We start from the raw sequence: 25,021 nt of genomic DNA, 5'->3' as shown, positions 1-25,021 counted from the left end.
TGGCCGGCTTCCGGGCGGCACCGGCCTGGCCGACCGCGCCCCGTCCGGTGGCCGCGGTCGATCTGCTGCCCGAACGGGCGCTGGCCGGGGACTCCGAGGCACGGCGCAGCCTGCGGCAGGACGTCTACGGGGCACTGGTGCGGGCCGGCGGCGAACTGCTGGAGACGTTGGATGCGTTCTTCACGGCCGGCGGGGTGCTGGAGAGCGCCGCCCGCGCCCTTTTCGTGCACCCCAACACGGTGCGGTACCGGCTGCGGCGGGTCGCCGACGTGACCGGTTTCTCGCCGTTGTCGTCCCGGGACGGGTTTGCCCTACGGGTCGCGCTGGCGATCGGTCGACTTGACCCAGCTGCCCAGGTAACTCCCCAAGCTGACATAAACGGGCAAGTTATGAGGAAAGCTCCGATATAACTTCCGATCATCGCCGATCTTTGTAGGCATCACACAAAGTCCGTAGTGCGGTTTGGTGCCTGCCAACAACCACATAACCGCCCGGTATCAAGCAAAGTCGTATCCGTGCTCGCCGTACTGTCGCCCGGTCAGGGCTCCCAGAAGCCCGGCTTCCTAACTCCATGGCTCGACCTACCCGACGCTGAGGCACGGCTGCGCTGGTGGTCGGCACTGGCCGGGGTCGACCTGGTACACCTCGGCACGCAGGCCGACGCCGAGGAGATCAAGGACACCGCCCGTACCCAACCGCTGCTGGTCGCCGCCGCCCTCCTCGCGGCCGAACACCTGCCGATGCACGACGTCGGCGTCACCGCCGGCCACAGCGTCGGCGAGCTGGGCGCAGCGGCCCTGGCCGGCGTACTCACCGCCGAGACCGCCATCACCCTCGCTGGCGTACGCGGGCGGGAGATGGCCGCCGCCTGCGCCCTCGAGCCGACCGGTATGGCCGCTGTCCTCGGCGGCGACGCCGACGAGGTGCTGGCCGCGATCGAGGCACACGGCCTGCACCCGGCCAACCGCAACGGAGCCGGGCAGGTCGTCGCCGCTGGCCCCGGAGACCGGCTGGAGAAGCTGGTCGCGAACCCGCCCACCCGGGCCCGGGTGACCATGCTGAAGGTCGCCGGTGCCTTCCACACCCCGTACATGGCCCCGGCCGAACGGGCCCTCGCCACCGTCGCCGCCGGCATCACCACCGCCGATCCGAAGCGGATCCTGCTGTCCAACCTCGACGGCACTGCCGTCACCCACGGCCGGGAGATGCTGCAGCGGCTGGTCCGCCAGGTGACCGCGCCGGTCCGGTGGGACCTGTGCATCCGGACGCTGGCCGACCTCGGCGTCACCGCAATCATCGAACTCGCCCCCGCCGGCACCCTCACCAACCTGATCAAGCGCGAGCTCAAGGCCACCGGGGTACCGGAGTTGGTCACCCTCAACACCCCCGACGACCTGCCCGCCGCCCGCGACCTGATCGCCCGGCACGGCAAGCCCGCAAGCCACCGGCCGACGACGCAGTACCGCGTGGTGGTGGCCAGCAGCGCCGGCAGCTTCGAGCCGGCCGAGGGCCTCAACGAGGGTGACCCGGTCCGGGCCGGCCAGATCGTGGGACAGGTGGTGAGCCGGCACGGCGCGGCCGAGGTGGCCGCGCACGATGGCGGGGTACTCACCGAATGGCTCGCCCACCCCAACGCCCCGGTCGCGCCGGGCCAACCCCTCGCCCGCATCGGAGGACACATCTGATGGGAAGCCGGATCGTCTCCCTGGGGCACTACCAGCCCACACGGGTGGTCACCAACGACGAGATCGCCCAACTGGTAGAAACCAGCGACGAATGGATCCGGGACCGGGTCGGCATCGTCACCCGGCGGATCGCCGACGGTGAGACGGTGAGCGACATGGCCACCGCCGCCGCAGCCAAGGCCCTGGCCAACTCGGGGCTCACCGCCGCTGACATCGACCTCGTCGTCGTCGCCACCTGCACCTCGGTCGACCGTAGCCCCAACGTGGCCTGCCGGGTCGCCGCGAAGCTCGGCATCACCGCACCGGCCGCCTACGACATCAACACCGCCTGCTCCGGCTTCTCCTACGCGCTGGCCACCGCCGACCACGCGCTGAGTGCCGGCGCGGCCCGCAACGCCATCGTCGTCGGTGCCGAGAAGCTCTCCGACTTCACCGACTGGACCGACCGCTCCACCTGCATCATCTTCGCCGACGGTGCCGGGGCCGCCGTGGTCACCGCCACCGCCGAGGGCGAGGCTCCGGGCGTCGGCCCGGTGCTGTGGGGCTCGGTGCCGGAGAAGAGCGACGCGGTACGCATCGAGGGCTGGCGCCCGTACATCCAGCAGGAGGGCCAGACGGTCTTCCGCTGGGCGACCACCACGCTGGCACCGCTGGCGTTGCAGGCCTGCGAACGGGCCGGAGTGACGCCGGAGGAACTCGCCGCGTTCGTACCGCACCAGGCCAACGCCCGGATCATCGACGGGATCGCCAAGCGACTCGGCATCCCCAACGCGATCATCGCCAAGGACATCGTCGAGTCGGGCAACACCTCCGCCGCCAGCGTGCCACTGGCCCTGTCCAAGCTGGTCGAACGGCGCGAGGTGCCCTCGGGTGCCCCGGTGCTGCTCTTCGGCTTCGGCGGGGGCCTCACCTACGCTGGCCAGGTTGTCCGCTGCCCCTGACGATCAGCGCTGACAACCAGTCAGTCCGGACCGCACCACCGGTGTGCGGGCGGTGACGCCCGGCACCGTAACCCACCCATTGAGAGGAAACCAGCAACATGACCCGTGACGAGATCACTGCCGGCCTCGCCGAGATCCTCGAGGACGTCGCCGGCGTGAACCCGGACGACGTGGCCGAGGAGAAGTCGTTCACCGACGACCTCGATGTCGACTCGCTCTCCATGGTTGAGGTCGTCGTGGCGGCTGAGGAGAAGTTCGGCGTGAAGATCCCCGACAACGAGGTCCAGAACCTCAAGACCGTCGGTGACGCCGTCGCCTACATCGAGGCGCAGTCCTGATCATGACGCGACCTGACGTCGTCGTCACCGGGCTCGGCGCGACGACCCCGCTCGGCGGGGACGTCGCGTCGACCTGGGACGCCATGCTCGCCGGCCGCTCCGGGGTGAGTGCGCTCACCCAGGAGTGGGCCGGCCAACTGCCGGTGCGGATCGCCGCCCAGCTCGCGGTCGAGCCCTCCGAGGTGCTCGACCGGGTCAAGCTGCGCCGGCTCGACCGGTCCGAGGCGATCGCGATCATCGCCGCCGAGCAGGCGTGGGCCGACGCCGGTTTGGCCGACGCCGGTTTGGACCCCGAACGGCTCGCGGTCAGCATCGGCTCGGGCATCGGCGGGGCACAGACCCTGCTGGCCCAGGACGACATCCTCGAAGCTTCGGGACCGCGGCGGGTCTCCCCGCACACCGTTCCGATGCTGATGCCGAACGGTCCGGCTGCCTGGGTCGGGCTGACACTCGGTGCCAAGGCCGGGGTGCACTCGGTGGCCAGCGCCTGCGCGACCGGTGCGGAGGCGATCGCGCTCGGGCTGGACCTGATCCGCGCCGGCCGGGCCGACGTGGTGCTGGCCGGTGGCACCGAGGCGGTCATCCACCCGCTGCCGATCGCCGGGTTCGCCGCGATGCGGGCCATGTCGACCCGGAACGACGATCCGCAGCGGGCTTCCCGGCCGTGGGACAAGGGCCGGGACGGTTTCGTCCTCGGTGAAGGGTCCGGGGTCGTCGTACTCGAACGGGCCGACCACGCCGCCGCTCGCGGTGCCAGGGTCTACGCCCGACTCGCCGGCGCCGGCATCACCTCGGACGCCTTCGACATGGTTCAGCCGCACCCTGAGGGGCAGGGCCGGGCCATCAAGATGGCGCTCACCGACTCCGGGGTGGCCCGCACCGACATCGTGCACGTCAACGCGCACGCCACCTCCACGCCGGTCGGTGACATGCAGGAGATCGGCGCGCTGCGGGCCACGCTCGGGGACCACCCGGTGCTGACCGCCACCAAGTCGATGTCCGGGCACCTGCTCGGCGCGGCCGGTGCGCTGGAGTCGATCGCGACCATCCTGGCCATCCGGGACGGCGTCGTACCACCGACGATCAACCTGGACGACCCGGACGACGAGCTGGCGCTGGACGTGGCCGCCCACAAGGCGCGGCACATGGACATCCCGGCCGCGATGAACAACGCGTTCGGGTTCGGCGGCCACAACGTGACTCTCATCTTCACGCGGGCCTGAGCCTTTGCCGTAGGGAAGGGCCCCTGTCATCGCTACTCGTATGACAGGGGCCCTTCCCTACGTCCCCATCCGGGACGAGGTACTCCGCGGATGATCCGTGGCATGCCATACCGGTGCCCCTCCCGGGCTTGAGTCTCCAGTCGCTGGAAGGTGCAGGCTGGTGCTGTGACCGACCGCACCGAACTGTTCACCATCGGGCAACTGGCCCGCCGGGTCGGCGTGCCGGTGCGTACCGTCCGCTTCTGGTCCGACCTCGGCCTGGTACCGCCGATCGACCGCTCCACCGGCGGCTACCGACGGTACGACGTCGGCTCGGTCGCCCGGCTGGACCTGCTTCGGACACTGCGTGGGCTCGGGCTCGCCCTGGACTCGATCCGGCAGATCCTGGATCGGCAGGTCAGCCTGGGTGACATCGCCCTGGCCCATGCCCGGGCCCTGGACGCGGAGATCCGCACCCTCCGGCTACGCCAGGCGGTACTGCGGTCGGTCGCCCGACGTGGCAGCACGACCGAGGAGTTGAGACTCATGCACGACCTTGCCCACCTCTCCGCGCGCGAGCGCCAGCAGATCATCGACGACTTCGTGGCCGAGGTCTTCGCCGGGATCGAGCCGGATGCCCCCGGGGCGGGGCTGGCCCAGGCGATGCGCGGCCTCCCCGCCGAGCTTCCCGACGACCCCACCGACGAGGAGGTGGACGCCTGGGTGGAACTTGCCGGGCTGGTCGCGGATCCAGGCTTCCGGCAACGGGTACGGCAGATGGCGGTGGCGGGCTCGACCGGCGAGGGGCAGCCGGCGTACGACCTGACACCCGGCCTGGTGCACGCCCGTGACGCCCTGGCCGGCGGTGTCGCACCGGAGTCGGCCGAGGGACAGGCGGTGCTCGGCCGGATCCTGGATCCGGGGTTGCCCGACAACGAACTGGCCACGTTGGCCGACCAGCTGACGACCTTCACCGATCGGCGGGTCGAACGGTACTGGCAACTGGTCGGGGTGTTGAACCGTCGGCCTCCGTTCCCACCGAGCGTGCCGGTCACGGAGTGGCTCATCGCCGCTCTCCGGGCCGCCCTGTCGAAGTCGTAGGGTTTTTCGGTGGAGTCGATCCGGCCCGGGGCACTAGGGTGCCACGATGCCCATCCGTCCGGACTCCGGTTTCCCCGCCGACTCGTTGCTGTGTGCCGATGACGGCACCGCGCTCGCCCGGTTCCGTATCCGTGAGGACGATGGGAGACGCGTCGCGCACCAGGTACGGCCGCTGCCCGGGTTTTCCCTGGCTCCGGTGGCCAACCAGATACGGCACGACCTCGCCGGCCTCCGACTGGAAACCTCCGATGACGGACTGGCGAACGCGCTGGTAGCCGATGGCCTCGAACTCCATCGGGCCGCAACCGACATGCGTCACGACCTGGCTGACCTACCGACGCCGCCGGCACTGTCCGACGGGTGGTCGTTGGGTGCCCCGGGCTGGGACGACGAACTGGCCGAAGGGCTGGCGGCGGCGTACGGCCCGCACCATCCGGATGGTGCGTGGCAGGCCAGCGACACCGAGCAGATCCGGGCGATGTTCGACAACTCGGATCCGGTCCCTCCCCTGGTGGGGGCGTCGGCCCGCCTGTTGGATCCGGACGGGCGCAGCGCGGGCCATGTCCTGTGCGCCGGTCCGGTGCCGTGGACCGACGACGGCTGCGCCTGGATCCTCAACCTGGCGGTGGCCCCGCGCGCCCAGGGCCGGGGATTCGGTCGCGCTCTGCTCATCCACGCGTTGCGCGGCACCCGACAGGCCGGGCTGCCATCGCTCGGCCTGTCCGTGGCCGACGGAAACCGTGCTCGCCGAATGTACGACAACGCCGGTTTCCGGCCGCTCACCCGGGTGCTCTCGATCCTTCTGCCACCGCACTGATCCGCCGTGGTCCGGACGGGTCGATCGTGCTGGCTCGGGCTGGGCCGGCGGCTTGTCGCGGCGGTATCGGGGCTTGGGTGGATCAGGGCTGCGGCGTGTGGTCGAGAAGGAGTTCGGCCGTCGCACGTGCGGCCAGGGCGGGGTGGGCGTCGGGGCGGGTAACGGCGTGGGCGAGCACCCCGTCGATGAGGACAAGGAGTTGGTCGGCGCCGAGGCGTGGCTCCGGGTAACCATGGCGGGTCAGCTCGGTGGCCAAAAGCTGGTGAACTCTCTCCTTGTAGGCCCGGATTTCCGGGTGGGCAGGGTGGGTCGGGTCGGTCAGGGCGAGTTCGGCAGAGGTGTAGCGGCAGCCACGAAACGACGGCTGCGTGGTGATCCTTTCCAGCTCGTCGAAGACGGCGAGAATGCGTCGCCTCGGGTTGTCGCCGGCATCGTCCATGACCTGGCGGTAGCGGGCCTCGGTGGCGGCGGTCCGCAGCACCTCGACGATGAGCCCGTCCTTGCCGCCGAAATGCTGATAGAGCGAGCGACGTGCGACATCGGCCTCCCTGAGGATCGTGTCCACGCCGACGTGTACGCCCTGGGCATAGGTGAGGTCACGCGCGGCGGCCAGCAGCCGTTCGCGGGGTCCGGGTCTGGTCGTCACGATCCGATTCTGGCACGGACTTGACAGTAGATCAACCGTTCTATCTAATCACGCCGTGCGTATACCGACCGTTCTATCCACCGAGGTGTCCGCGCCTCACGCCAGCACGATGCCGACCGTGCTGACCGGGGTGTTCATCACGATCCTCGACTTCTTCATCGTCAACGTTACGATCCCCGCCACCCAGCTCGACCTGCACGCCAGCGCCACTGCCATGGAGTGGGTGGTCGCCGGATACGGCCTGGCCTACGGCTCCGGCCTCATCCTCGGCGGGCGACTCGGCGACATGTTCGGCCGCCGCCGCATGTTCGTCATCGGCCTGACCCTGTTCACGCTCACCTCGATCGCGTGCGGCCTCGCCCCCGACGCCACCACGCTGGTCACCGCCCGGGTCACCCAGGGCGCGTCGGCCGCCCTACTCGCCCCGCAGGTGCTGGCCATCCTGCGTACCACCTACAGCGGGTCCGCCCAGGCCAGGGCCATCAACCTGTACGCGCTGACCATGGGCCTGGCCGCCGTGTTCGGCCAACTCATCGGCGGTCTACTCATCCAGGCCGATTTGTTCGGCCTCGGCTGGCGGCTCTGCTTCCTGATCAACGTGCCGATCGGCGTCGCCGCTCTCATCATGACCAGACGGGCGGTCCCCGAGAGCCGGCTCAGCGGTACCACGCGACTCGACCTCGGCGGGACCGTCCTGGTCACCCTCGCGCTGGTCGCGACCCTGTTGCCGTTGATCGAGGGCCGCGAGCAGGGCTGGCCGCTGTGGACCTGGCTGTCGTTCGCCGTCGCCACCGCCCTCTTCCTGGCATACGGCCGGCGGCGACACGAGTCACCCCTGATCGACCTCTCCCTGTTCCGCGAACGGGCGTTCACCGTAGGGCTGCTCACCCAGCTCACCTTCACGATGGGCATGGCCGCCTATTTCCTCATCTTCGCCCTATACACCCAGCAGGGCCGGGGCCTCGACGCCCTCCAGGCCGGTCTGATCTTCGCCCCAATGGGTGCCGGCTACCTGGCCGCCTCGCTGCTCGCGTCCAGGCTGGTGGCGCGCTTCGGCCGCCAGGTGATCGCTCTCGGCGGACTGACCAGGGCACTCGGTCTGGCCGCCCTGCTCGTCATGGTCGCTCAGGACAGCCCCATCAGCTGGCTGGTCCCCGCACTGATCATCGACGGGATCGGCATGGGGCTCGCCCTCGCCCCCATCATGGGCACCGTCCTGGCCAGGGTTGCCCCGCACCACGCCGGAGCCGCCGCCGGGGCACTCACCACGGCCCAACAGGTCGGTGGGGCCATCGGGGTCGGCATCGTCGGCATCGTGTTCTACGGCAGCCTTTCCGCCGGGGTCGCGCAGGCGTTCCAGCACAGCCTGGTCTATCTGATCGCCATCACCGTCGCCCTCGCCGGACTCGTCCAGTTGCTACCAGGCCCGACCGCCAAGGTGTGACCCGTGTCCTGGCCGGCTACGAAATGCCGGGCCGCCCACCCACGGTCTCACCGCAGACGGGTAGGCGATCCACAGTTGGCGAGACGCAGATCACGAAGCCATTAGTCACCGTGTTTCGCTCTGCACAGGACAATGTGCGAACCACTCATGCCTCGGTGACCACCCCGGTCATTCCAGCAGCCAACAACGGAGAGTCGACAGTGACACAAAGACGACCTGGTACGGCCCTGCTGGCCGTACTCACCGTCGGGGTGCTCGGTGGTTGCAGCACCGAACCGGAGAAGTCCGCGCAGGGCGGATCGACCGCACCGAGCCCGACCACCACACCGGTGGCGGCCGGCCCGCCCTGGTACGACGACGTCCAGGCCGGTGCCGCCGCCACGAAGGTCGGTGCCGCCGACAGCCCGTGCAAGCTGGCGATCACCTTCTCCGTACCGGCCAAGTGGAAGGTCAAGCCGGTCGAGGTGTCCGAAGAGTTCGCCAGTCTGGCGCAGCAGGGCGGTGCCACGGCTCGCTGCGAGATCGACGCGAAGCCCGCCGGGAACATCGGCTTCATTCGGGTCTGGACGGTCGACCAGGGCGGGGTCGGAGCCCAGGCGGCGTTGGAGAAGTTCGTCGCCGGCAGCAGTGAGGTCACCGATGTGCAGTACCGGCGAACAAAAGCCGGCGGGCTCGACTCGTTCGAGGCGACCTACCTCCAGAAGAGCAAACTGACCGGCGAGGAGCGACGCGGGCGCGCGATCTGCGTGGCCACCGGCCGATCCGGCACGCTCCTGATCAGCCTCGGCGGCATGGACACCGAGGAGTTCGAGGAGATGCTCCCGGCGTACGTGTTGGCGAAGCAGAGCATCAGCCTCACCCAGTGACCCGCCGGACGACGCTGGCCGCCGGCCCGCTCAGCCACCAACTGGTCGGCGGCCAACCGAACTTGGTTGCTGGTATCAACTCAGCAGCCGCTCCCTATGACGCCATGCCAACTCGACGCATCCGGCGCCTGCCGGCGCGAGCCGCTCACCTGTCAATAGCTCGCTGATCGCGTCTGCGGTGAACGGCACCCGTTCGGCGACAACATGGCCCTCATCGTTGTCGTCGACGAAGTCCCGGCTCAGCTGGTCGAACAGTGCGGACTCGACTACAGCCACGGTCAGCACCTCGCCGACCAGCGTCAGCGCGTCGAGGGCGACACCGAGGCAGTAGATCCTGATCCTACCGTCCTGGCGGCCCTGGTCGAGCGTCGTGAACGGTTCTTGGTCGTACCGGAGTGGCTGGCCGGCTCCATCGTGTTCAGGGTCGCCAAACAGTTCCTCGCTGAACTCACGCATGAAGTTACGCCACAGATCGAAGTCGGATTCCTGTGCTGCTGGGAGCACCGACGACGGTTGGAATATCCCGGACGGGATGACCTGGAGCATGCCACCTGCGGCTACGACCGATCGCGGGTCGCGACGATGGAGAAGAAATTCGGCTCCGTCCGGGCTGTTACGGATCGTCAAAGTGGAGATCGCGGGCATCAGTGGCCGACGGCCCAGGTTGAACGGATCACCGATCAGCCGCCGGAACGGCAGATCCCGCAGGTTCGGCGATCGGTCGCGTAAGGTGCCGTCCTCACCGAGGGTGACGTACGCCAGCTCGTGTGCGGTTGTCTCGAACATGTCGCACGCCGCGAAGTAGGTGGTGTCCCCGAACGCCATGAAGCCCTTGTCGCCTGCCCAGGACAGCTCGGTGAGCCGCCAGCAGAGACGGTTCTCGAAAAGCCGGGGCTTCGCCAGGTCACGGATGGCATGGGTGTACCGGGCGTATCGGCGGGTCAGGGTCTGCATGGGTCGGGTGTGGGACGCTTCGGATTCTTGACCATCCAACTCCGATGCGGGGTGTGGGGCATGTGGCTGGTGTTCCAGGTCGATCGCGGACAAGTCAATTGGTGTGTCGGGTAGCCAGTCCGGGTGGGTAATCAGACCGGTCGACCCGAGCCGGTACGCCTCGGGGTACAGGCATGCGGCGACCTGGGCGAGTTGGTAGCGGTGAGCGTTGAGCGCCCGACGGGTGTACCGCCATTCGTCCTGGCTGTGCTCGACTCGCGGGTCGAGCGTGACGTTCATGTGCTCCCCGGATGGATCAGCGGCCGCCCGCCGCGCCGGCTGGGCATCGAGTTGTAGATCTTCCACGGATACGGCGAGCGCTTCGGCGAGCATCCGACGGTAGGTCGGCTGGGGGGTTACGGCACCCCGTTCCCATCGGCTGACGGTATCGGCGCTCGCCGCAGTCGTACGTAGCCCCCGCTGCTGGGCCAGCTCGTTCACGCGCTCTGCGAGGTCACGTTGCGACAGTCCAGCGAGCAGGCGTAGCTCTCGGATTCGATTCGGCGGTGTCCTGCTCACGTTGGCTCCTTGTCGGTAGGCAGATACCCGACGTTTGGACTGCATGTCGCACTGATGCTTGCCCATTGCTGGACTGCTGACCAGTTCGTGCTGTTCCTACGCTTCTCGACGTTGACGAGGGTAAACCTATGACCCTTGCTTCACTCACTAACCCGCGTCGGATGCCCAACCGGAGGTCGGTCTGATGTGGGGTTGGCACCGGCGGTCATGCCCGGCACCCGGCTCGCGCTCGCTCCCCTGGAGTGGCGTTACCCAGCCGGCTCGTTGGGAGGGAACGCCACCAGCATCGCGGTGGCGACAGTCGAGTTTGATCCAGGATTCCTACGGTCAGGCGCGGGTGCGGCCCGCCACTATCGACCGGCTGACCAGCACGGAAAGCCAGTCGTGAACGGCCAGAGACCAGTACGCCGGGCGCGGTACCGGGAGATCGACCCCATCACCGACCTGGTCACCGCTGCCGTCGAGCAGCTCCCGGTGGCAGCCTGGCTGGTCCCCGACCCGCAGCGTCGGTCGGCGACCGTGGCCGACGTCGTCCGCATCTGGGTCGAGCACGCCCTGTTCTACGGTGAGATCACTGTCAAGTTCGACGACGGTGACGGCCAGCTACTGGGCGCTGCGGTGTGGTTCAACCGGTACGGACACATCCCACCCCCCACCGCGTACGAACAGCGGATCCTCGGCGCCTGCCGCGACCACACCCACCGGTTCACTGTCCTCGCCGCCTTGCTCGATGTGCCGCCGCCCGGCGAACCGTGCCAGCACCTGGCGTTCCTCGCCACTGCCCCCGAACGGCCCGATGTCGCCGAATTCCTCCTGCACCAGCGCCACGCCAACCTCGACGGGTACGGCACCCCGGCGTACACCCAAGCGATCACCACCGCCCAACGGGACCTGTTTATCCGTCATGGCTACCAGGCCCAGGACACGCTCCACTGCCCGGCCAGCACACGATCCACACCATGTGGCGACCCGGAAATCACCTGAAACCCGAATCCTGAACCACCCACCTCGGCCTGCCGCTGCTCGAACGGCAGGCCCCGGGCACCCGTGCCAGCACCTTCCCGCAAACAACAGTGCTGGTACGGGTGCCCACCACCCACTGTCCAATAACGTCCATCTGAAGAAGATCGATGCCGTCCCCGAACCGCTACGCCCACCCCATCCCCCTCGGCCCCACCCTCACCCAGCTACGGCGAGCCCACGGCTGGAGCCAACCCGACCTGGCCGAACAACTCTGTATCGCGGCCAACCTGCCCACGGTCACCCGAACCGAAATCTCCCGATGGGAACGTCAACAACGCATCCCAGGCAGCTTCTGGCTGGGATGGCTCGCTGCCGTACTGGAAACCTCTCTCGACCACCTGAAAGCAGCCGCCGCCATCGCTCAGTCGAACCGTCGAACCAGCAAGCCAAGTACGACAGCGCAACAAGACGTGACCGACCACACCGAACTGTTCACCATCGGGCAAGTGGCGGGCCGAGTCGGCGTGCTACCGCCGAACGAGGGCTGGCCGCCGGACGACGCTGGCCGGCGGGCAACCGTCAGGCGGCTACTACCGCCCGGCGGGCACCGACTCGCGAGCGAGGGTGATCGCGCCGAGCAGAGCCGCGTCGTCGGCGAACGCGGACAGCACCAGCTCCGGTGGGTGCGGCAGCACCTGCCGGAGCCGCTCGGTCAGCAGGGTGCGGATCAGGTCGCTGCCGGCCACCCCGCCCACCAGGACCACCCGCTGCGGATCGAGCAGCAGGTGACAGGTGGCCAGGTGCCGCGCCAACTCGTCCAACCGGGCCAGTAGGGCTTCCCGGGCCGCGCCGGGCTGCTCGGCGGCGGCACACAGCCCCGCCGCTCCGCCGGCGATGCCCAGCCGTTCGGCCAGCTGATCCAGCGCCCGGCCGGCGAACGCCGTCTCCAGCATCGTCTCCGGCCCGACCGGCTCCGACGGCTCCGGCCAGCCGGAACCGACCACCGCGTACGCGATCTCCCCGGCCGCCCCCCGAAAACCGGCCACGACCTCGCCCCGTACCGTGACCGCCGCCGCGACCCCCGTCCCGAGCCCGATCACGAGCCCGGGATCGGCGTCCCGCAACGCGCCGAGGCGCAACTCGGCCAGCGCCGCCGCGTTGAGGTCGTTGGCCACCGACACCAGGGACACGCCGAGCCGACCCCGAACCGCGTCGGCCAGCCGCAGATGCTCCCAGCCGGGCACGTTGGGTGCGAGGTCGATCCCGTCGTCCCGGATCACGCCCGGGGAGGCGATTCCGGCCGCTGCCAGCCGCCCACCAGCGCGTTCGACCAGGGTGGCGGCCAGGTCGAGGGCCCGCTCCAGCGCCTGTTCCGCACCGCGCTCGGCGTACGTCGGCACCCGCTCGGAGTGCAGCATCCGGCCGTCGATGTCGGCGACCCCGACCGCCATCTTGGTGCCGCCGAAGTCGATGCCGAGCAGCCGCTGATCCGTACCGTCGGCAGCCGGGCGCTGGCTCGACGGGCCGTCCGACCGGCCCGCCTGGCCCGGCGGACGCTGCTGGTCGAGCCGGTTTCCGACGGTGGAACGCAGGCTCACTGGCCGGCCCGATCGACGGCCCGCTCGGCGACCAACTGGTCCAGCGCCTGGTCGGCGCTGGCCATCCGCTGGCGCAGGGCGGCGACCCGCTCGGACACCGTGTCGAAGGTGCCGCGTACGACGGCCACCTGGGCGCGGACCGCCGCCGCCCCCGGGCCGTCGACCTGGGCCCGGTCGAGCACCAGCTCCGGGCGTACCGCAGCGGCGATGAGGTCCGTGATCGCCGCGTCGTCGAGCGACTCGGTGATCCCGACCGCCTCGGCGGCGGCCCGCACGTCGGCCGGGGTCCACTGGTCCGGTGCGCCTCCGCGCACCAGCCGGCCGACCACCGAGTGCGCGGCCCGGAACGGTACGCCGTGGCGGGTCAGCGCGTCGGCGGCGGCGGTCGTGGTGGCCCCGGATTGGACGATCTCCGCGTTCGTCGGCGGCTCCAGCGGCTCCAGCTCGGCGAGGAAGCCACCGAGCAGGGCAAAGAAGCGTTCCGCTCGGTCGTCGCTGTCCCAGAGTCGGACCTGTACGTCGGTGGTGGCGTTGTTGGAGTCCTCCCACCAGGCCGCGCCGACGTTGTTGAGCACCGATGCGGCGTCGGCCGCCTCGGCACCGGCCATCGAGACCAGGTGTTCCAGCACCACCGGGTTGCGCTTCTGCGGCATGATGCTGCTGCCCTGGGTGAAGTCGCCCGGGGTGACCACCCAGCGCCAGGTCAGCCAGTCCATCAGGGTCCGGGCCAGGCGGGCTCCGGTGGCCAGCGCCTGGGCGTTGAGGGTGGCGACCCGGACCAGGTGGTCGGCACCGGCGACCGCCTCGTACGAGTTGGTCACCAGACCGGCGAAGCCCAACAGTTCCGCCACCCGGGCCGGGTTGATGTCCAGGTCGGTTCCGGCGAAGGCACACGAGCCCAGTGGCGACTGGTTCAGCTGGTCGAGCAGGTCGGCGTAGGCGACGGCCTCGCCGGCCAGCGCCTCGGCGTACCCGGCCAGGGCGTGCCCGATGGTGGTGGGCTGGGCGGGCCGGCGGTGGGTGTAGCCGGTGATGACCACGTCGGCGTACCGGTCGGCGCGCTCCAGCGCGGTCGCGCCGGTGGCCAGCACCCGGTCGACGACCCGGAGCAGCTGCTCGCGCAGCACCATCCGGAACACACCCGCGTCCAGGTCGTTACGGCTACGGGCGAGCTGTACGTCGAGCTGCGAGGTGGGGATGCCACACGCCTCGGCCAGCCGCTTCTCCACCAGGTAGTAGACGTCCTCGAAGCTGCCGTCGTACTCCGGCGGGGTGCCGGTGTCGGCGGCCAGCTCGCGGAGCCCGCCGAGCAGCCGGGCCCCTCGCTCGGCCGGGATCAGCCCCTGTTCGGTCAGCATCACCACGTGGGCCTGGCTGGCCCGCACCATCGGTCCGAAGAGGTACGACACGTGGTGGTCGTACGTCGGGCGCAGGTGGTGCCGTTGGTACGTGGTCAGCGACGGTGTGTTCATGGCTAATCCTCGTTTCCCTCGTTGCGCCGAGCGGTGTGGTGGCCACCCGGCCTCGGCTGACGCGACTCAGCCGGCTGCGCCGGTTGGGCTCAGCCGGTGAGCCTCAGCAGCCGTTCGGCGTTTCCGGAGAAGATCGCGTGTAGGTCGGCGTCCGGTATCCGCAGTTCCCGGCAGATGCGTAGCTGTTCGTCCAGATAGGGGCGGACGTAGCCGCGCGGAAACCAGGACGAGTCGCTGCCGAAGATGATGCGCTGCGGCCCGATCGTCTCGTAGCAGCGCTGGAACAGGTCCGCCAGCGTCAGCCGGTACGGCATCCAGCGCACCCACTGGTTGGAGCCGGACGTGTCGATGTGGATGTTGGGGCAGCCCCAGGCGGCGAAGAGCAGTTCCTGCACGTGCTGGACGCCGAAGTGGGGCACCACGAACGACAGTTCCGGGAACCGCCGGGCGACCCGGGCCAGGTGGTCGGGGCTGTCGTACGGGCTGGACGAGAGTCCCCCGGCGCTGCCGTAGTGTCCGACGTGGACCAGGACCGGGATGCCGAGCCGCTGGGCGGTGGCCCAGACCGGGTCGAGCGCGGGATCGTCCAGCGGTCCGCGCAGCAGCGGGGCGAAGAGTTTCCAGCCGCGCAGCCCGAGTTCGGTGACCGCCCGGTCCAGTTCGGCCGCCGCGTCCGGGGCGAACGGGTCGTGGTGGGCGAAGCCGAGGAACCGGTCGGGATGCCGGGCGACCAGGTCCGCCATCGCGTCGTTGCCGCCGGCGGTGACGAACACCGCCTGCCGAATGCCGTTGGCGTCCAGTTCGCCGATCCACCGGTCGGCCTCGTCCTGCCAGCGCGGGGCGGGCGGCTCCGGGTCCGGGAATCCCCAGTCCCGCCGCCAGCGCTGTGCGTACGGGGCGACGGCCGCCGCCCGTACCGCCCGTTCCCGCTCCCCGCCCGGGTGCATGCCGGCGACGTGTTCAGCGGCCCGGATGGTCTCGTCCGACCCGATCTGGAAGTGCAGATGGAAGTCGACGATGTCCAGGCCGTGGTTGGTGGTCATGACGACGACCCGGCCGATGCCGACAACGGTGCGTCGCCGGCCGGGGCGACGAACGGCGTGTCACCGGGCGGGTCGGGCAGCGGCGCGGCGACCCAGGCGGCGACGATCTCACGCAGCCTCGGGCCGGCCAGTTCCCGTACCCGCCGCCCGGCCGACTCGCTGGCCAACGAGAGGTAGCCGGACCAGCCCTCCCAGGGGTTCGGCCGGGACTCGACCAGCACGTACGGGTGTCCGACCGGCAGCTTCGGCTTCGGCGGCAGGTCGGTCACCGCGTCGAGGCGTACCGCACCGGGGTCGAAGCCGAGCATCCCCGAGGTCTCGTACGCGCCGCCGTGCCCCCTCGCCGACGGATCGCCGTAGATCTCGGTGGTCTCGGCCGGGGTGACCAGCTGGAACCAGTTGACCAGCAGCAGGCTGGCCTGCCGCCGGCCGGACACCCACTCCATCGCCGCGCGGACGGTGGACATGTTGGCGTCGTGCCCGTTGACCACGAGCAGTCGCGGGAAACCGGCTGCGACGATCCCCTCGATCACGTCGCTGAGGTAGCCGACCGCCACCTCGGGTCGGATCGACACCGTTCCCGGCCAGGGGCGGGTCTGCCCGGGGCAGGCGGCGTACGGCACCGCCGGGAAGAGCACCCCGCGCGGACCGGGTCCGGTCACGGCGCTCTCCCCCGCGAAGCCCTCGGCCAGGATCAGGTCGGTGCCCAGGGGCAGGTGCGGACCGTGCCACTCGACCGCGCCGACCGGCAGTACGGCGAAGTCGGCTGCCGCCGCGACCTCGGGCAGTTCACCGCCGGGGATCCGGGTGGCCGGAGCGAGGCCGCCCCTGTCCGGCCAGTGCCGGCTCACCGTGTCGGGCCGGCCCGTGCCGCCCCTGGATCGGGTCAGTTCGTCCACTGTGCCGCCTCCCGGGACGACCGGCCGCCGCTCTCCAGCCGGCCGGAGACCAGCATCACCACGAAGATGAGCACCACCTGGAGCATGCCGTACGCCGCCGCCGTGCCGATCTCGAACGAGTACATCCGGTTGTTGATCTCGACGGAGATCGGTGCGGTGGACGAGGTGTAGATCAGCACCGAGGCGACGAACTCACCGACGCCGTGTACGAAGGCCAGTAGCGCACCGGCGATCACCCCCGGCAGCATCAGCCGCAGGGTGACCGACCGGAACGCCCGCCACCAGGACGCGCCGAGGTTCCGGGCGGCCTCCTCCAGCGACGGGTCGACCTGGGCCAGTGCCGCGCTGCTGGACCGGAAGACCAACGGCAGGAACCGTACGAAGTAGGCCAGCGGCATGATCCAGAAGGTGCCGATCAGCACGTACCCGAAGCTGAACGCGTTGCCGGTGCTGAACGCCGAGATCAGGTTGATCGCGACCACCGTGCCCGGCAGGGCCCAGGCCAGCATGACGGCCACGTCGAGCAGGCCGCGCCCGAAGAACGTGAGCCGGCGGACGGCGTACGCGATGAGTACGCCGACCACGATGCAGCCGGCGGTGGCCAGCAGGCTCATCTGCAACGAGTTGAGGATCGGCTCGAACGCCTTCGGGTCCGAGAAGATCGTCTTGAAGTTCTCGGTGGTGTACGCGCTCGGCACCACCTCGGTGGTCCAGGACCCGTCGGCGGAGAAGGCGACCAGCGCGATCGTCGCCACCGGGGCCAGCAGCACCAACGTGGCCAGCACCGAGCCGACCAGCGCCAGCCAGCGGCCGACCGGGTTGGTGATCTCCCGGCGGTGGGCGGCGACGCCCTTGGACTGGGAGCGGTAGCTGCGCCGCCCCTCGTACCAGCGCATGCCGAGCAGAAAGAGCACCGACACCACACCGAGCACCGAGGCGTAGGTGGAGGCCATCGGCAGGTCGCCGTTGGTGCGGTTGATGTAGATCTGCATGGTCATCGTCTGGTCCACCCCGAACAGCAGCGGAGCGGTGTACGACGCCAGCGAGGTCATGAAGACCAGCAGCGAGGCGGAGACCAGCGCCGGGGTGAGCATCGGCAGCAGCACCGTGCGCCAGACCCGTACCCGGCCGGCGCCGAGGTTGTAGGCCGCCTCCTCCACCGACGGGTCCATCCCGGCCAGGGCGGCCGAGGCGGACAGGTAGAAGAACGGGTACATGGTGAAGGTGTGCACGATCAGCACGCCGGCGATGCCGCTGAACGGCAGCACCGGGCTCTCGGTGCCGAACAGTTGCTGGAGGCCGCGCGGCAGGATGCCGGTCTCGCTGTAGAGCAGCTGGAACGAGATCGCCCCGATCAGCGGTGGGAGTGCCGCCGGTACCAGGATGATCGCCTCGATCAGCTTGCGGCCGGGGAACGAGAACCGCTTCAGCAGGAACGCCATCGCGACGCCGACCACGCCGCAGAGCAGGACGCTGGCGGCCGAGATGAGCAGCGAGGTGATCAGCGAGGACCGGGCAACGCCATCGCTGGAGAGGAAGGCGAGGTAGTTGTCCGCCCCGTTGGTGTCGACGCTCTCGAAGAAGGTGGCCAGCATCGGCTGGACCACGTAGCCCCAGAGGATCAGGGCCAGCGGCAACACCAGCAGGTACGGGAACCAGGTCGAGTTCGCGCCGCCGCGTAGCCGGTCCGCGAACCGGGGCCGGCTTTCGTTCCGCCCGGACCGCCCCGGCTCGGGGCGGCCGACCCGGCCGGTTCCCGGGGCGGTGGAGGTCGTCGGTGCGGCGGTCACGGGCGGACCACCCACATCCGGTCGGCGTTGAGTCGCAGCCCGATCTGGTCGCCCACGGAGAGCCCGGCGGGCACCTCGACCGCGGCCACCATCACGCCCTCGGGCTCGCCCTCGATTTCCACGATCAGGTTGGTGGCCATGCCGGTGAACTCCAGTTCGGTGACCCGGCCGGTCAGTGCCCCCTCCTCGGTCGACGCGCAGAGCCCGATGTGTTCGGGGCGTACCGAGACCAGGGCGGTCGCCGACTCGGTCAGGCCGTGCTCCGGCGGGGCGGCCACGGTGATCCGACCGCCGCCGGGCAGCCGTACGTCGACCGTGGTCGCGGTGGCCGAGACCACCGGGAGGGAGAGCACGTTGCTACGGCCGATGAACCGGGCGACGAACGTGTTCGCCGGCTGGTGGTAGATCTCCTGTGGCGAGCCGATCTGCTGGACCCGACCGGACTCCATCACGGCGATCCGGTCGGACATCGCCATCGCCTCGGCCTGGTCGTGGGTGACGTAGATCGAGGTGATGCCGGCCTCCCGCTGGATCCGGCGGATCTCCGCCCGGGTCTCCTCGCGGAGCTTGGCGTCGAGGTTGGACAGCGGCTCGTCCAGCAGCAGGGTGCGGGGCCGGATCACCAGCGCCCGGGCCAGGGCGACCCGCTGCTGCTGGCCGCCGGAGAGTTCGTCGATCCGGCGGGTGCCGTAGCCGCCCAGGTGCACCTGGGCGAGGGCCTCCTCGACCCGGCGACGCGACTCCGCCCGGCCGACCTTACGGATCTTCAGTCCGTACGCCACGTTCTGTGCCACCGACATGTGCGGGAACAGGGCGTAGTTCTGGAACACCATGCCGGTGTCACGCTTGTTCGGCGGCTTGCGGGTGACGTCCTCGGTGCCGAACCGGATCCGGCCCGAGGTGGGGAAATAGAACCCGGCCACCATGCGCAGCGTGGTGGTCTTGCCGCAGCCGCTCGGGCCGAGCAGGGTAAAGAATTCGCCAGCGGCGATGTTGATGTCGACATCGTCGACCGCCGCGGTGTCGCCGGCGCGCGCGAAGCGCTTGCTCACCGACTCCAGCGTGACATCGATCATGAGGTTCCTTCCTCCATCCGGAGCCGGACCGGGCCCCGTGGGCCCGGTCCGGTGCCGTGACCGGTCAGCCCGTTGTTCCGGACCGGCAGTCCCTACTCTTGCCGGTCAGCCCTTGTTCTTGATCTGGGCGTTCCAGTGGTTGATCCACTCGGTCTCGTGCTTGGCGATGACGTCCCAGTCGACGTCCATCGGCTTGAGGTTGAGCTTGGTCAGCCACTCCGGCTTCTCGGCGATGTCCACGGCCGGGATCTGGAAGTAGTCCTTGGCCAGGTCGGCGCGCAGTTTGTCGTCGAAGAGGAACTCGATGAACTTCTGGGCACCCGTGCTGTTCCCGCCCTTGACGGCGGCGAGTCCGTCGACGAGCACCGGCGCGCCCGAGGTCGGCATCACGTAGTCGAACGGCATCTTCGACTGGTTGGCCTGCAGCAGGATGTCCTGGAGGTTCCAGGCGCTGAGCAGCCCCTGCTGACGCGACATCTTCAGGTAGAGGTCGGTCGGGTTGGCGGCGTAGGTGCCGGTGTTGGCGTCGAGCTTCTTGAGCCAGTCGTAGCCGGGCTGCGGGTTGCTGCCGTCGGCCGACAGGCGCTGGATCATCGAGGCGTAGATCGACCGCATGGTGCCCGAGGCGGCCACGTCCCGGATGATGATCTTGTCTTTCCACTTCGGGTCGAGCAGGTCGTCCCAGTCCTTCGGCGCCTCGTCGGCGGTGAGCGCCTTGTTGTTGTACATGATGACCTCGGGCAGCAGGATCTCCCCGTACCAGCGGCCCTGGGCGTCCTTGTACTTGGCGTCCATCTTGCCGGCGAAGCTCGGCTGCCAGGAGGTCAGCAGGTCCTCGGAGGCACCAGAGCTCAGCGCCTGCTGCGTGCCGCCCCACCAGACGTCCGCCTGCGGGTTGGCCTTCTCCGCCCGGACCCGCTCCAGGATCTCCTGGGCACCGAGGTTGAGCACCTCGACCTTGCCCTTGTACTCCGGGAACTTGCCGGTGAACTGCTCGACGACGTAGTCGGCGACCTTCTTGTCACGGGCGGTGTAGATGACGAGCTTCTCGGTGTTGGAACTGGTGTCGCTGCCGTTGTCGCTGCCACCGCCACAGGCGGTGGTGGCGGCGAGCACGGCCGCGAGCGCTCCGGCCAGGGCCAGACGACGCTTCATGGGGTACCTCCGGGGGGAAAGGGAATTTCGCAAAATCGCGGGACAGAAAGCTTCATGGCACCGCCACCAGGGCTGGTAGGCCGCCGGCGGCAGCGGACAGGGCGTAGCTCACCGCACCGTGCAGTACCGCGCGGTCGCCGAGGACGGCCCGGCGTACCTCGGTCGCGGCCGGCACGCTCTCGGTGACGAGTGCCTGCACCCGCGCGACCGCGTCGTCGTCCAGTTCGGCCGCGGCACCGCTGAGCAGTACGCGCCCGGGATCGATCACGCACACGCAGGAGACGATCAGCCGGGCCCAGGCCGCCAGCAGCTCGTCGAGATAGGCCGCCGCGTCCGGTTCGGTACGGCTCAACTCGATCAGCGCCCGTACCGGGGACTCGGGACGACGACCGGGCCGCAGTGCCACCACCCGCTCGGCGACGGCGTTCTCCGACCAGCGGGCCTCGAACGGCCCCACCCCGTCGTGTCCCCGGGCGGTCGGGTCCAGCGGCAGGAAGCCGACCTCGCCGGCCGCCCCGGCCGCACCCCGGCGGACCTGGCCGTCGAGGACAAGCCCGGCGCCGATCCCGTCGGCGACGTGCAGCAGCAGCAGGTCCGCCACGTCCGAGCCGGCACCGGCCGCATGCTCCCCGGCGGCCATCAGGTTGACATCATTGTCCACGACGACCGGAATGCCGAGCCGCTGCTGGACCGACTCCCCGATCGGTCGCCCCTCGACCAGGCCGACCGACGGTGCCAACCGTACCGCGCCGCCGGACGAGATGCCCGGCGCGGCGATGGCCACCCCGCGCAGCGCCGCCATGGACTCGCCGACCAGCTCGGGAATGAACTGGCAGACCGTCTCGACGATGTCGCCGCCCAGCCGGGCGGTACGGTGCGCGATCACCGATCCGTCGCTGTCGGCGATCTCGCAGGAGATCCGGCCGGGCTCCAGGGACACCGCGGCGACCAACTCGGCGCGGGGGTTGAACTCCAGCATGGCGCGGGGTCGGCCGGACCGGGAGGTGCCGGGACCACGTTCGATGAGGTAGCCCTCGTTGATCAGTTCGCGGACCAACGGGGTGAGGGTGGCCGGGCTCAGCCCGGTCAACTTGGTCAACTCGGCACGGGAGAGCAGACGGACCTGGCGGGCCGAGGAGATCACAGACTGTCGCTTGATCTGCATCGACCGCTCCCGGCTCACCGGGCTGCTGGGCGGAGTAGCCACATCGCTCACACTTTCTTCTTACGGCGAACGAACTATTAGCGTCAAGTAACGATCCCGTCTCGGAGCCCGGCAAGCACGGCACCTACCAGGACAGGAAGGTGCAACAAGGGGGAAGGAGGGGCAAAGGTCGACCCGGCAAGTATTCGGACAAACACCAAGAAGAGCCCCAGGAGTTACTTCTTTCCCCGAAAGAAAAATTTCCGGGGACAGGTCTTGACTCCCGTTGCTGTGGATCTTTAGCGTCACCCAGCGAAGGCCTTCCGGTCGGTACGGACGAGCCGTACCCGCCGTACACATCCCCTGTGACCCGCCGCCCTGCCGACGGGCACCGATCGGCCGCTGCTGCACGCCGGCCAACCGGTGCCCGGCCCGGCCCGACCCGGGTCGCGCAGTTTCCCCCTCCCCGCCTGGTACACATCCGTCTCGCATGGTCCGAAGGGATCCACATGCTTGCACGAAGACTCCTGCTACCCACCATCACCGCCCTGGCGCTCATCACCCCCGCGACGGCCGCCAGCGCCGCCCCCGGCCCGCAGTCCGGCGGGTCACCGGGCGCGGTCGACCTCGACGTGCTCTTCGTCAGCGCGCACCCCGACGACGAGGCCGGCAGCCTCGCCACGCTCGGCCAGTGGAAGGAAGACTTCGGCGCCAAGGCCGGCGTCATCACGATCACCCGGGGTGAGGGCGGCGGCAACGCCGTCGGTCTGGAGGAGGGCCCGCCGCTGGGCATCATCCGGGAACGGGAGGAACGCACCGCCATCGGCAAGGCGGGGGTGGAACACCTCTACAACCTGGACCGGGTCGACTTCTGGTACACCGCGTCCGCGCCGCTCAGCGCGCAGATCTGGGAGCACGACGGAACCCTGGCCCAGATCGTCCGGGTGATCCGGCAGACCCGGCCCGAGATCATCATGACGATGAACCCCTCACCGACCGAGGGCAACCACGGCAACCACCAGCAGGCGGCCCGGTTCGCCGCCGAGGCGTTCTACGCCGCGGCCGACCCGAACGCCTTCCCGGAGCAGATCCGCAAGGAGAAGCTCCAACCGTTCCGGGCAGCGAAGTTCCTGCGTAGCGGCGGCACCGGCACCTCGGCGACCGGCCCGGCGTGTGCGACCTCGTTCACCCCGACCATCCCCACCGACCAGGTCTTCGGCGTCTGGGAGGGTACGTCCAGCAGCTCCGGCAGGACCTGGGCGGAGATCGAGGTCGACGCCCGGCGGGAGTACGTGACCCAGGGCTGGGCCAACACCGCAGCCGCGCCGACCGACCCAGCCAAGATGCGCTGCGACTTCTACACGCTGATCGACAGCCGGGTGCCGTACGACCCGGCGGACGCCAGCCCCGAGTCGATCCTGCGTGGCTCGGTCCTGCCGACCGTCTCCGGCGCGCTGCCCCAGGGCACCGAACTGTTCCTGACCACCGACCGCTTCGACGTGTCGCCCGGAACCTCCTTCCAGGTCACCGCGCACGTCCGCGCCGCCGCCGGCAAGCGCCTGACCAACCCGAAGGTCGCGCTGCGCGTACCGGCCGGTTGGCAGGTCGAGGGCAACGGCTCGCTCGGCAACTCGGTCCGCGACAGGGAACAGCGGACCACGTTCACCGTGACCGTTCCGAAGGACGCGGCCACCAACGCCCAGCAGCTGCTCAGCGCGACGCTGACCACCAGGGGACAGGGCCGGGGCACCACCGACGAGCCGGTCCGGGTGGTCGCCGACGTGCGCGGCACCCTGGAGGCACTGCCCGAGGTGGGCGTCTTCCGGGACTGGGTCAGCCAGTCCGGCTACCCGCAGCTCGACACGCTCATCGCCCCGGTCCTCACCATCGGCTCCGGCCAGAGCCGGGACGTCCGCATCGACCTGCGCAACTTCAGCACCACCGCGCAGCAGGGCACGGTGACCCTCGACGTACCGGCGGGCTTCGCCGTCGAGGAGAAGACCAGGTCGTACGCCGACCTCGCCGCCGGGGCGACCGGTGCGGTGACCTTCCGGGTCACCAACACCGACGCCGCCCTGCCCACCGCCAACGAGGGCGGCAACTACCCGGTCACCATCACCACCACCAGTGCGGCCGGCAGCACCATCGAGACCGGGGCGTTGCAGATCGTGCCGACCACGGTGGTGCCCCGGGCCGGCGACGGACACCACGTCGACGGGGTCGCGGGCGAGGGCGAGTACTCCGGTCCCGAGCTGAACCTCTCCCGGATCTGGGAGGGTACGGCGACCACCCCGCAGGACGCCTCGGCCACCGGAAAGATCGCGTTCACCGACGACGCGCTCAAGGTGATCGTGCACGTCACCGACGACGTACTCGGCCGCAAGGTGGTGCCGCAGGACTGCAAGCGGCAGCGTCGTACGGACAGCGTCGAGATCATCGTCGACCCGAAGGGCGACTCGGCGAACACCTCGACGGTCTTCAAGGCGGGTATCTTCCCGATCACCGACGACCCGGCCAACGGCAACCCGCCGTGCTTCCAGCGGGACGCCGACAACCGGCAGGGACCGGGGGCCGAGACCGCTCCCGGGATGACCGTGGTCAGCAAGGTCAGCGAGCCGTACACCGGCTACACCATCGAGACGAGCATCCCGTTCGCGGTGCTGCCCGACGCGGTGGACCCGGCCCGGATGGGGCTGAACATCCTCATCTACGACTCGGACACCCAGGACCTCAGCTCGCAGTCCCGGCTGGGCTGGTCGACCTTCCAGGGCGTACGGGCCGACCCGTACCGGTACGGCCTGGCCACGCTGCCCGGCTACACCCCGGCCCAGCGTGAGGCGAGCACCCCGGTCTTCCCGGACACCGCCGCCCGCAGTGTGCACAGCCCGCAGACGATCGCCCAGTCGGCGGTCGACGGGGTGGCCCCGGCCGCCGTACCCCGGCTGCCCGGCAACGCCTTCACCATCAGCAAGGCGCAGCGGGTGACCGGCGGCGTGCTGGTCACCGTCAGGGCCAACCGCACCGGCACCGCGTACCTCTACACGTGGAACGGTGACGTCGCGCTGGGCGACCAGACGGTCGAGCTGCGCGCCGGCAAGAGCAGGCAGGTCCTCGTACCGGTCACGGGCGGCCAGGCCAGTTCGGTGCTGGCCGCCTTCGAGGCGTCCGCCGACGGTGCTGCGGTGAGCCACCAGGTCTCGGTCCACCGCTGATTCCGAGGGAAGGGTCCCTTCCTACTGCTTCTTGCACAGGAAGGGACCCTTCGTGTCACGTCACGAATCCAGCATGGCTCCGCCGAGGTGGTCGCCGGCGCCCGAGCCGCTGCGGTT

21 protein-coding genes and 1 pseudogene are annotated in these 25,021 nt (G+C 69.8%); 12 read left to right on the top strand and 10 right to left on the bottom strand.

Features of this window, described 5'->3' with window-relative positions; all coding sequences use genetic code 11:
- The 7 genes from ACFQ4H_RS03985 to ACFQ4H_RS03955 form a co-directional block, all read left to right on the top strand.
- Positions 1–410: PucR family transcriptional regulator (locus tag ACFQ4H_RS03985; protein WP_377567031.1), on the top strand; the 410-nt coding region annotated here is incomplete at its 5' end.
- A 105-nt stretch (positions 411–515) separates the two neighbouring features.
- Positions 516–1,685 carry an acyltransferase domain-containing protein gene (locus tag ACFQ4H_RS03980; RefSeq protein ID WP_377567029.1) on the top strand — a complete coding sequence of 390 codons (1,170 nt, stop codon included), beginning with the start codon at positions 516–518 and terminating at the stop codon, positions 1,683–1,685.
- A complete protein-coding gene (locus ACFQ4H_RS03975) occupies positions 1,682–2,626 on the top strand; it encodes a beta-ketoacyl-ACP synthase III (protein ID WP_377567049.1) in 945 nt (314 codons plus the stop codon). Before ACFQ4H_RS03980 ends, ACFQ4H_RS03975 begins: the two co-directional genes overlap by 4 nt.
- 98 nt (positions 2,627–2,724) lie before the next feature.
- Positions 2,725–2,964: an acyl carrier protein gene (locus tag ACFQ4H_RS03970; protein ID WP_377567027.1), complete on the top strand. Its 240-nt coding sequence runs from the start codon at positions 2,725–2,727 to the stop codon at positions 2,962–2,964.
- A gap of 2 nt (positions 2,965–2,966) precedes the next feature.
- Positions 2,967–4,187 carry a beta-ketoacyl-ACP synthase II gene (gene fabF, locus ACFQ4H_RS03965; protein ID WP_377567025.1) on the top strand — a complete coding sequence of 407 codons (1,221 nt, stop codon included), beginning with the start codon at positions 2,967–2,969 and terminating at the stop codon, positions 4,185–4,187.
- Positions 4,188–4,352: 165 nt separating this feature from the next.
- A complete protein-coding gene (locus ACFQ4H_RS03960) occupies positions 4,353–5,267 on the top strand; it encodes a helix-turn-helix domain-containing protein (protein WP_377567023.1) in 915 nt (304 codons plus the stop codon).
- Positions 5,268–5,313: 46 nt separating this feature from the next.
- Positions 5,314–6,084, top strand: a complete 771-nt coding sequence (locus tag ACFQ4H_RS03955; protein ID WP_377567021.1) for a GNAT family N-acetyltransferase — start codon at positions 5,314–5,316, stop codon at positions 6,082–6,084.
- Positions 6,085–6,166: 82 nt separating this feature from the next.
- Here ACFQ4H_RS03955 and ACFQ4H_RS03950 read toward each other — a convergent pair whose 3' ends face one another.
- A complete protein-coding gene (locus ACFQ4H_RS03950) occupies positions 6,167–6,730 on the bottom strand; it encodes a TetR/AcrR family transcriptional regulator (protein WP_377567019.1) in 564 nt (187 codons plus the stop codon).
- A 55-nt stretch (positions 6,731–6,785) separates the two neighbouring features.
- On the opposite strand from ACFQ4H_RS03950, the gene ACFQ4H_RS03945 reads away from it, so the two are divergent.
- Positions 6,786–8,174 carry a DHA2 family efflux MFS transporter permease subunit gene (locus tag ACFQ4H_RS03945; protein WP_377567017.1) on the top strand — a complete coding sequence of 463 codons (1,389 nt, stop codon included), beginning with the start codon at positions 6,786–6,788 and terminating at the stop codon, positions 8,172–8,174.
- 200 nt (positions 8,175–8,374) lie between these two features.
- Positions 8,375–9,040, top strand: coding sequence for a lipoprotein (locus tag ACFQ4H_RS03940; protein ID WP_377567015.1), 666 nt, complete (start codon positions 8,375–8,377; stop codon positions 9,038–9,040).
- Positions 9,041–9,115: 75 nt separating this feature from the next.
- Here the strand turns inward: ACFQ4H_RS03940 and ACFQ4H_RS03935 are convergent, their stop codons facing one another.
- On the bottom strand, positions 9,116–10,552 hold the full coding sequence (locus tag ACFQ4H_RS03935) for a helix-turn-helix transcriptional regulator (RefSeq protein WP_377567013.1): 1,437 nt from the start codon (positions 10,550–10,552) through the stop codon (positions 9,116–9,118).
- A gap of 384 nt (positions 10,553–10,936) precedes the next feature.
- Between ACFQ4H_RS03935 and ACFQ4H_RS03930 the strand changes: the two genes are divergently transcribed.
- Positions 10,937–11,536, top strand: a complete 600-nt coding sequence (locus ACFQ4H_RS03930; RefSeq protein WP_377567011.1) for an N-acetyltransferase — start codon at positions 10,937–10,939, stop codon at positions 11,534–11,536.
- A 146-nt stretch (positions 11,537–11,682) separates the two neighbouring features.
- Positions 11,683–11,904: pseudogene (locus ACFQ4H_RS03925) on the top strand (helix-turn-helix domain-containing protein); the annotation flags it as partial.
- A gap of 201 nt (positions 11,905–12,105) precedes the next feature.
- On the opposite strand, the gene ACFQ4H_RS03920 reads toward ACFQ4H_RS03925, so the two are convergent.
- The 8 genes from ACFQ4H_RS03920 to ACFQ4H_RS03885 form a co-directional block, all read right to left on the bottom strand.
- Positions 12,106–13,113 (bottom strand): ROK family protein, encoded by a 1,008-nt coding sequence (locus ACFQ4H_RS03920; RefSeq protein ID WP_377567009.1) that lies wholly within the window; start codon positions 13,111–13,113, stop codon positions 12,106–12,108.
- Entirely contained in the window at positions 13,110–14,585 is a 1,476-nt protein-coding gene (locus tag ACFQ4H_RS03915) for an argininosuccinate lyase (protein WP_377567007.1), read from the bottom strand. The genes ACFQ4H_RS03920 and ACFQ4H_RS03915 overlap by 4 nt, the downstream gene beginning before the upstream one ends.
- Positions 14,586–14,674: 89 nt before the next feature.
- Entirely contained in the window at positions 14,675–15,628 is a 954-nt protein-coding gene (locus ACFQ4H_RS03910) for an amidohydrolase family protein (protein WP_377567005.1), read from the bottom strand.
- Entirely contained in the window at positions 15,625–16,527 is a 903-nt protein-coding gene (locus tag ACFQ4H_RS03905; RefSeq protein WP_377567003.1) for a creatininase family protein, read from the bottom strand. The genes ACFQ4H_RS03910 and ACFQ4H_RS03905 overlap by 4 nt, the downstream gene beginning before the upstream one ends.
- Positions 16,515–18,317 carry an ABC transporter permease gene (locus tag ACFQ4H_RS03900; RefSeq protein WP_377567001.1) on the bottom strand — a complete coding sequence of 601 codons (1,803 nt, stop codon included), beginning with the start codon at positions 18,315–18,317 and terminating at the stop codon, positions 16,515–16,517. The genes ACFQ4H_RS03905 and ACFQ4H_RS03900 overlap by 13 nt, the downstream gene beginning before the upstream one ends.
- A complete protein-coding gene (locus tag ACFQ4H_RS03895; RefSeq protein WP_377566999.1) occupies positions 18,314–19,393 on the bottom strand; it encodes an ABC transporter ATP-binding protein in 1,080 nt (359 codons plus the stop codon). The genes ACFQ4H_RS03900 and ACFQ4H_RS03895 overlap by 4 nt, the downstream gene beginning before the upstream one ends.
- Positions 19,394–19,498: 105 nt before the next feature.
- On the bottom strand, positions 19,499–20,548 hold the full coding sequence (locus ACFQ4H_RS03890; RefSeq protein ID WP_377566997.1) for an extracellular solute-binding protein: 1,050 nt from the start codon (positions 20,546–20,548) through the stop codon (positions 19,499–19,501).
- Positions 20,549–20,600: 52 nt separating this feature from the next.
- Positions 20,601–21,764, bottom strand: a complete 1,164-nt coding sequence (locus ACFQ4H_RS03885; protein WP_377566995.1) for an ROK family protein — start codon at positions 21,762–21,764, stop codon at positions 20,601–20,603.
- 437 nt (positions 21,765–22,201) lie between these two features.
- On the opposite strand from ACFQ4H_RS03885, the gene ACFQ4H_RS03880 reads away from it, so the two are divergent.
- Positions 22,202–24,904, top strand: a complete 2,703-nt coding sequence (locus ACFQ4H_RS03880; protein WP_377566993.1) for a sugar-binding protein — start codon at positions 22,202–22,204, stop codon at positions 24,902–24,904.
- The last annotated feature ends 117 nt before the right edge of the window (positions 24,905–25,021 follow it).

Origin of the sequence: Micromonospora sonneratiae, from assembly GCF_042679305.1 — a bacterium.
GTDB classification, from domain to species: Bacteria; Actinomycetota; Actinomycetes; order Mycobacteriales; family Micromonosporaceae; genus Micromonospora_H; species Micromonospora_H sonneratiae.
Note: the sequence above shows the minus strand (reverse complement) of the source record. Positions and strands in the feature narration are given on the sequence as shown.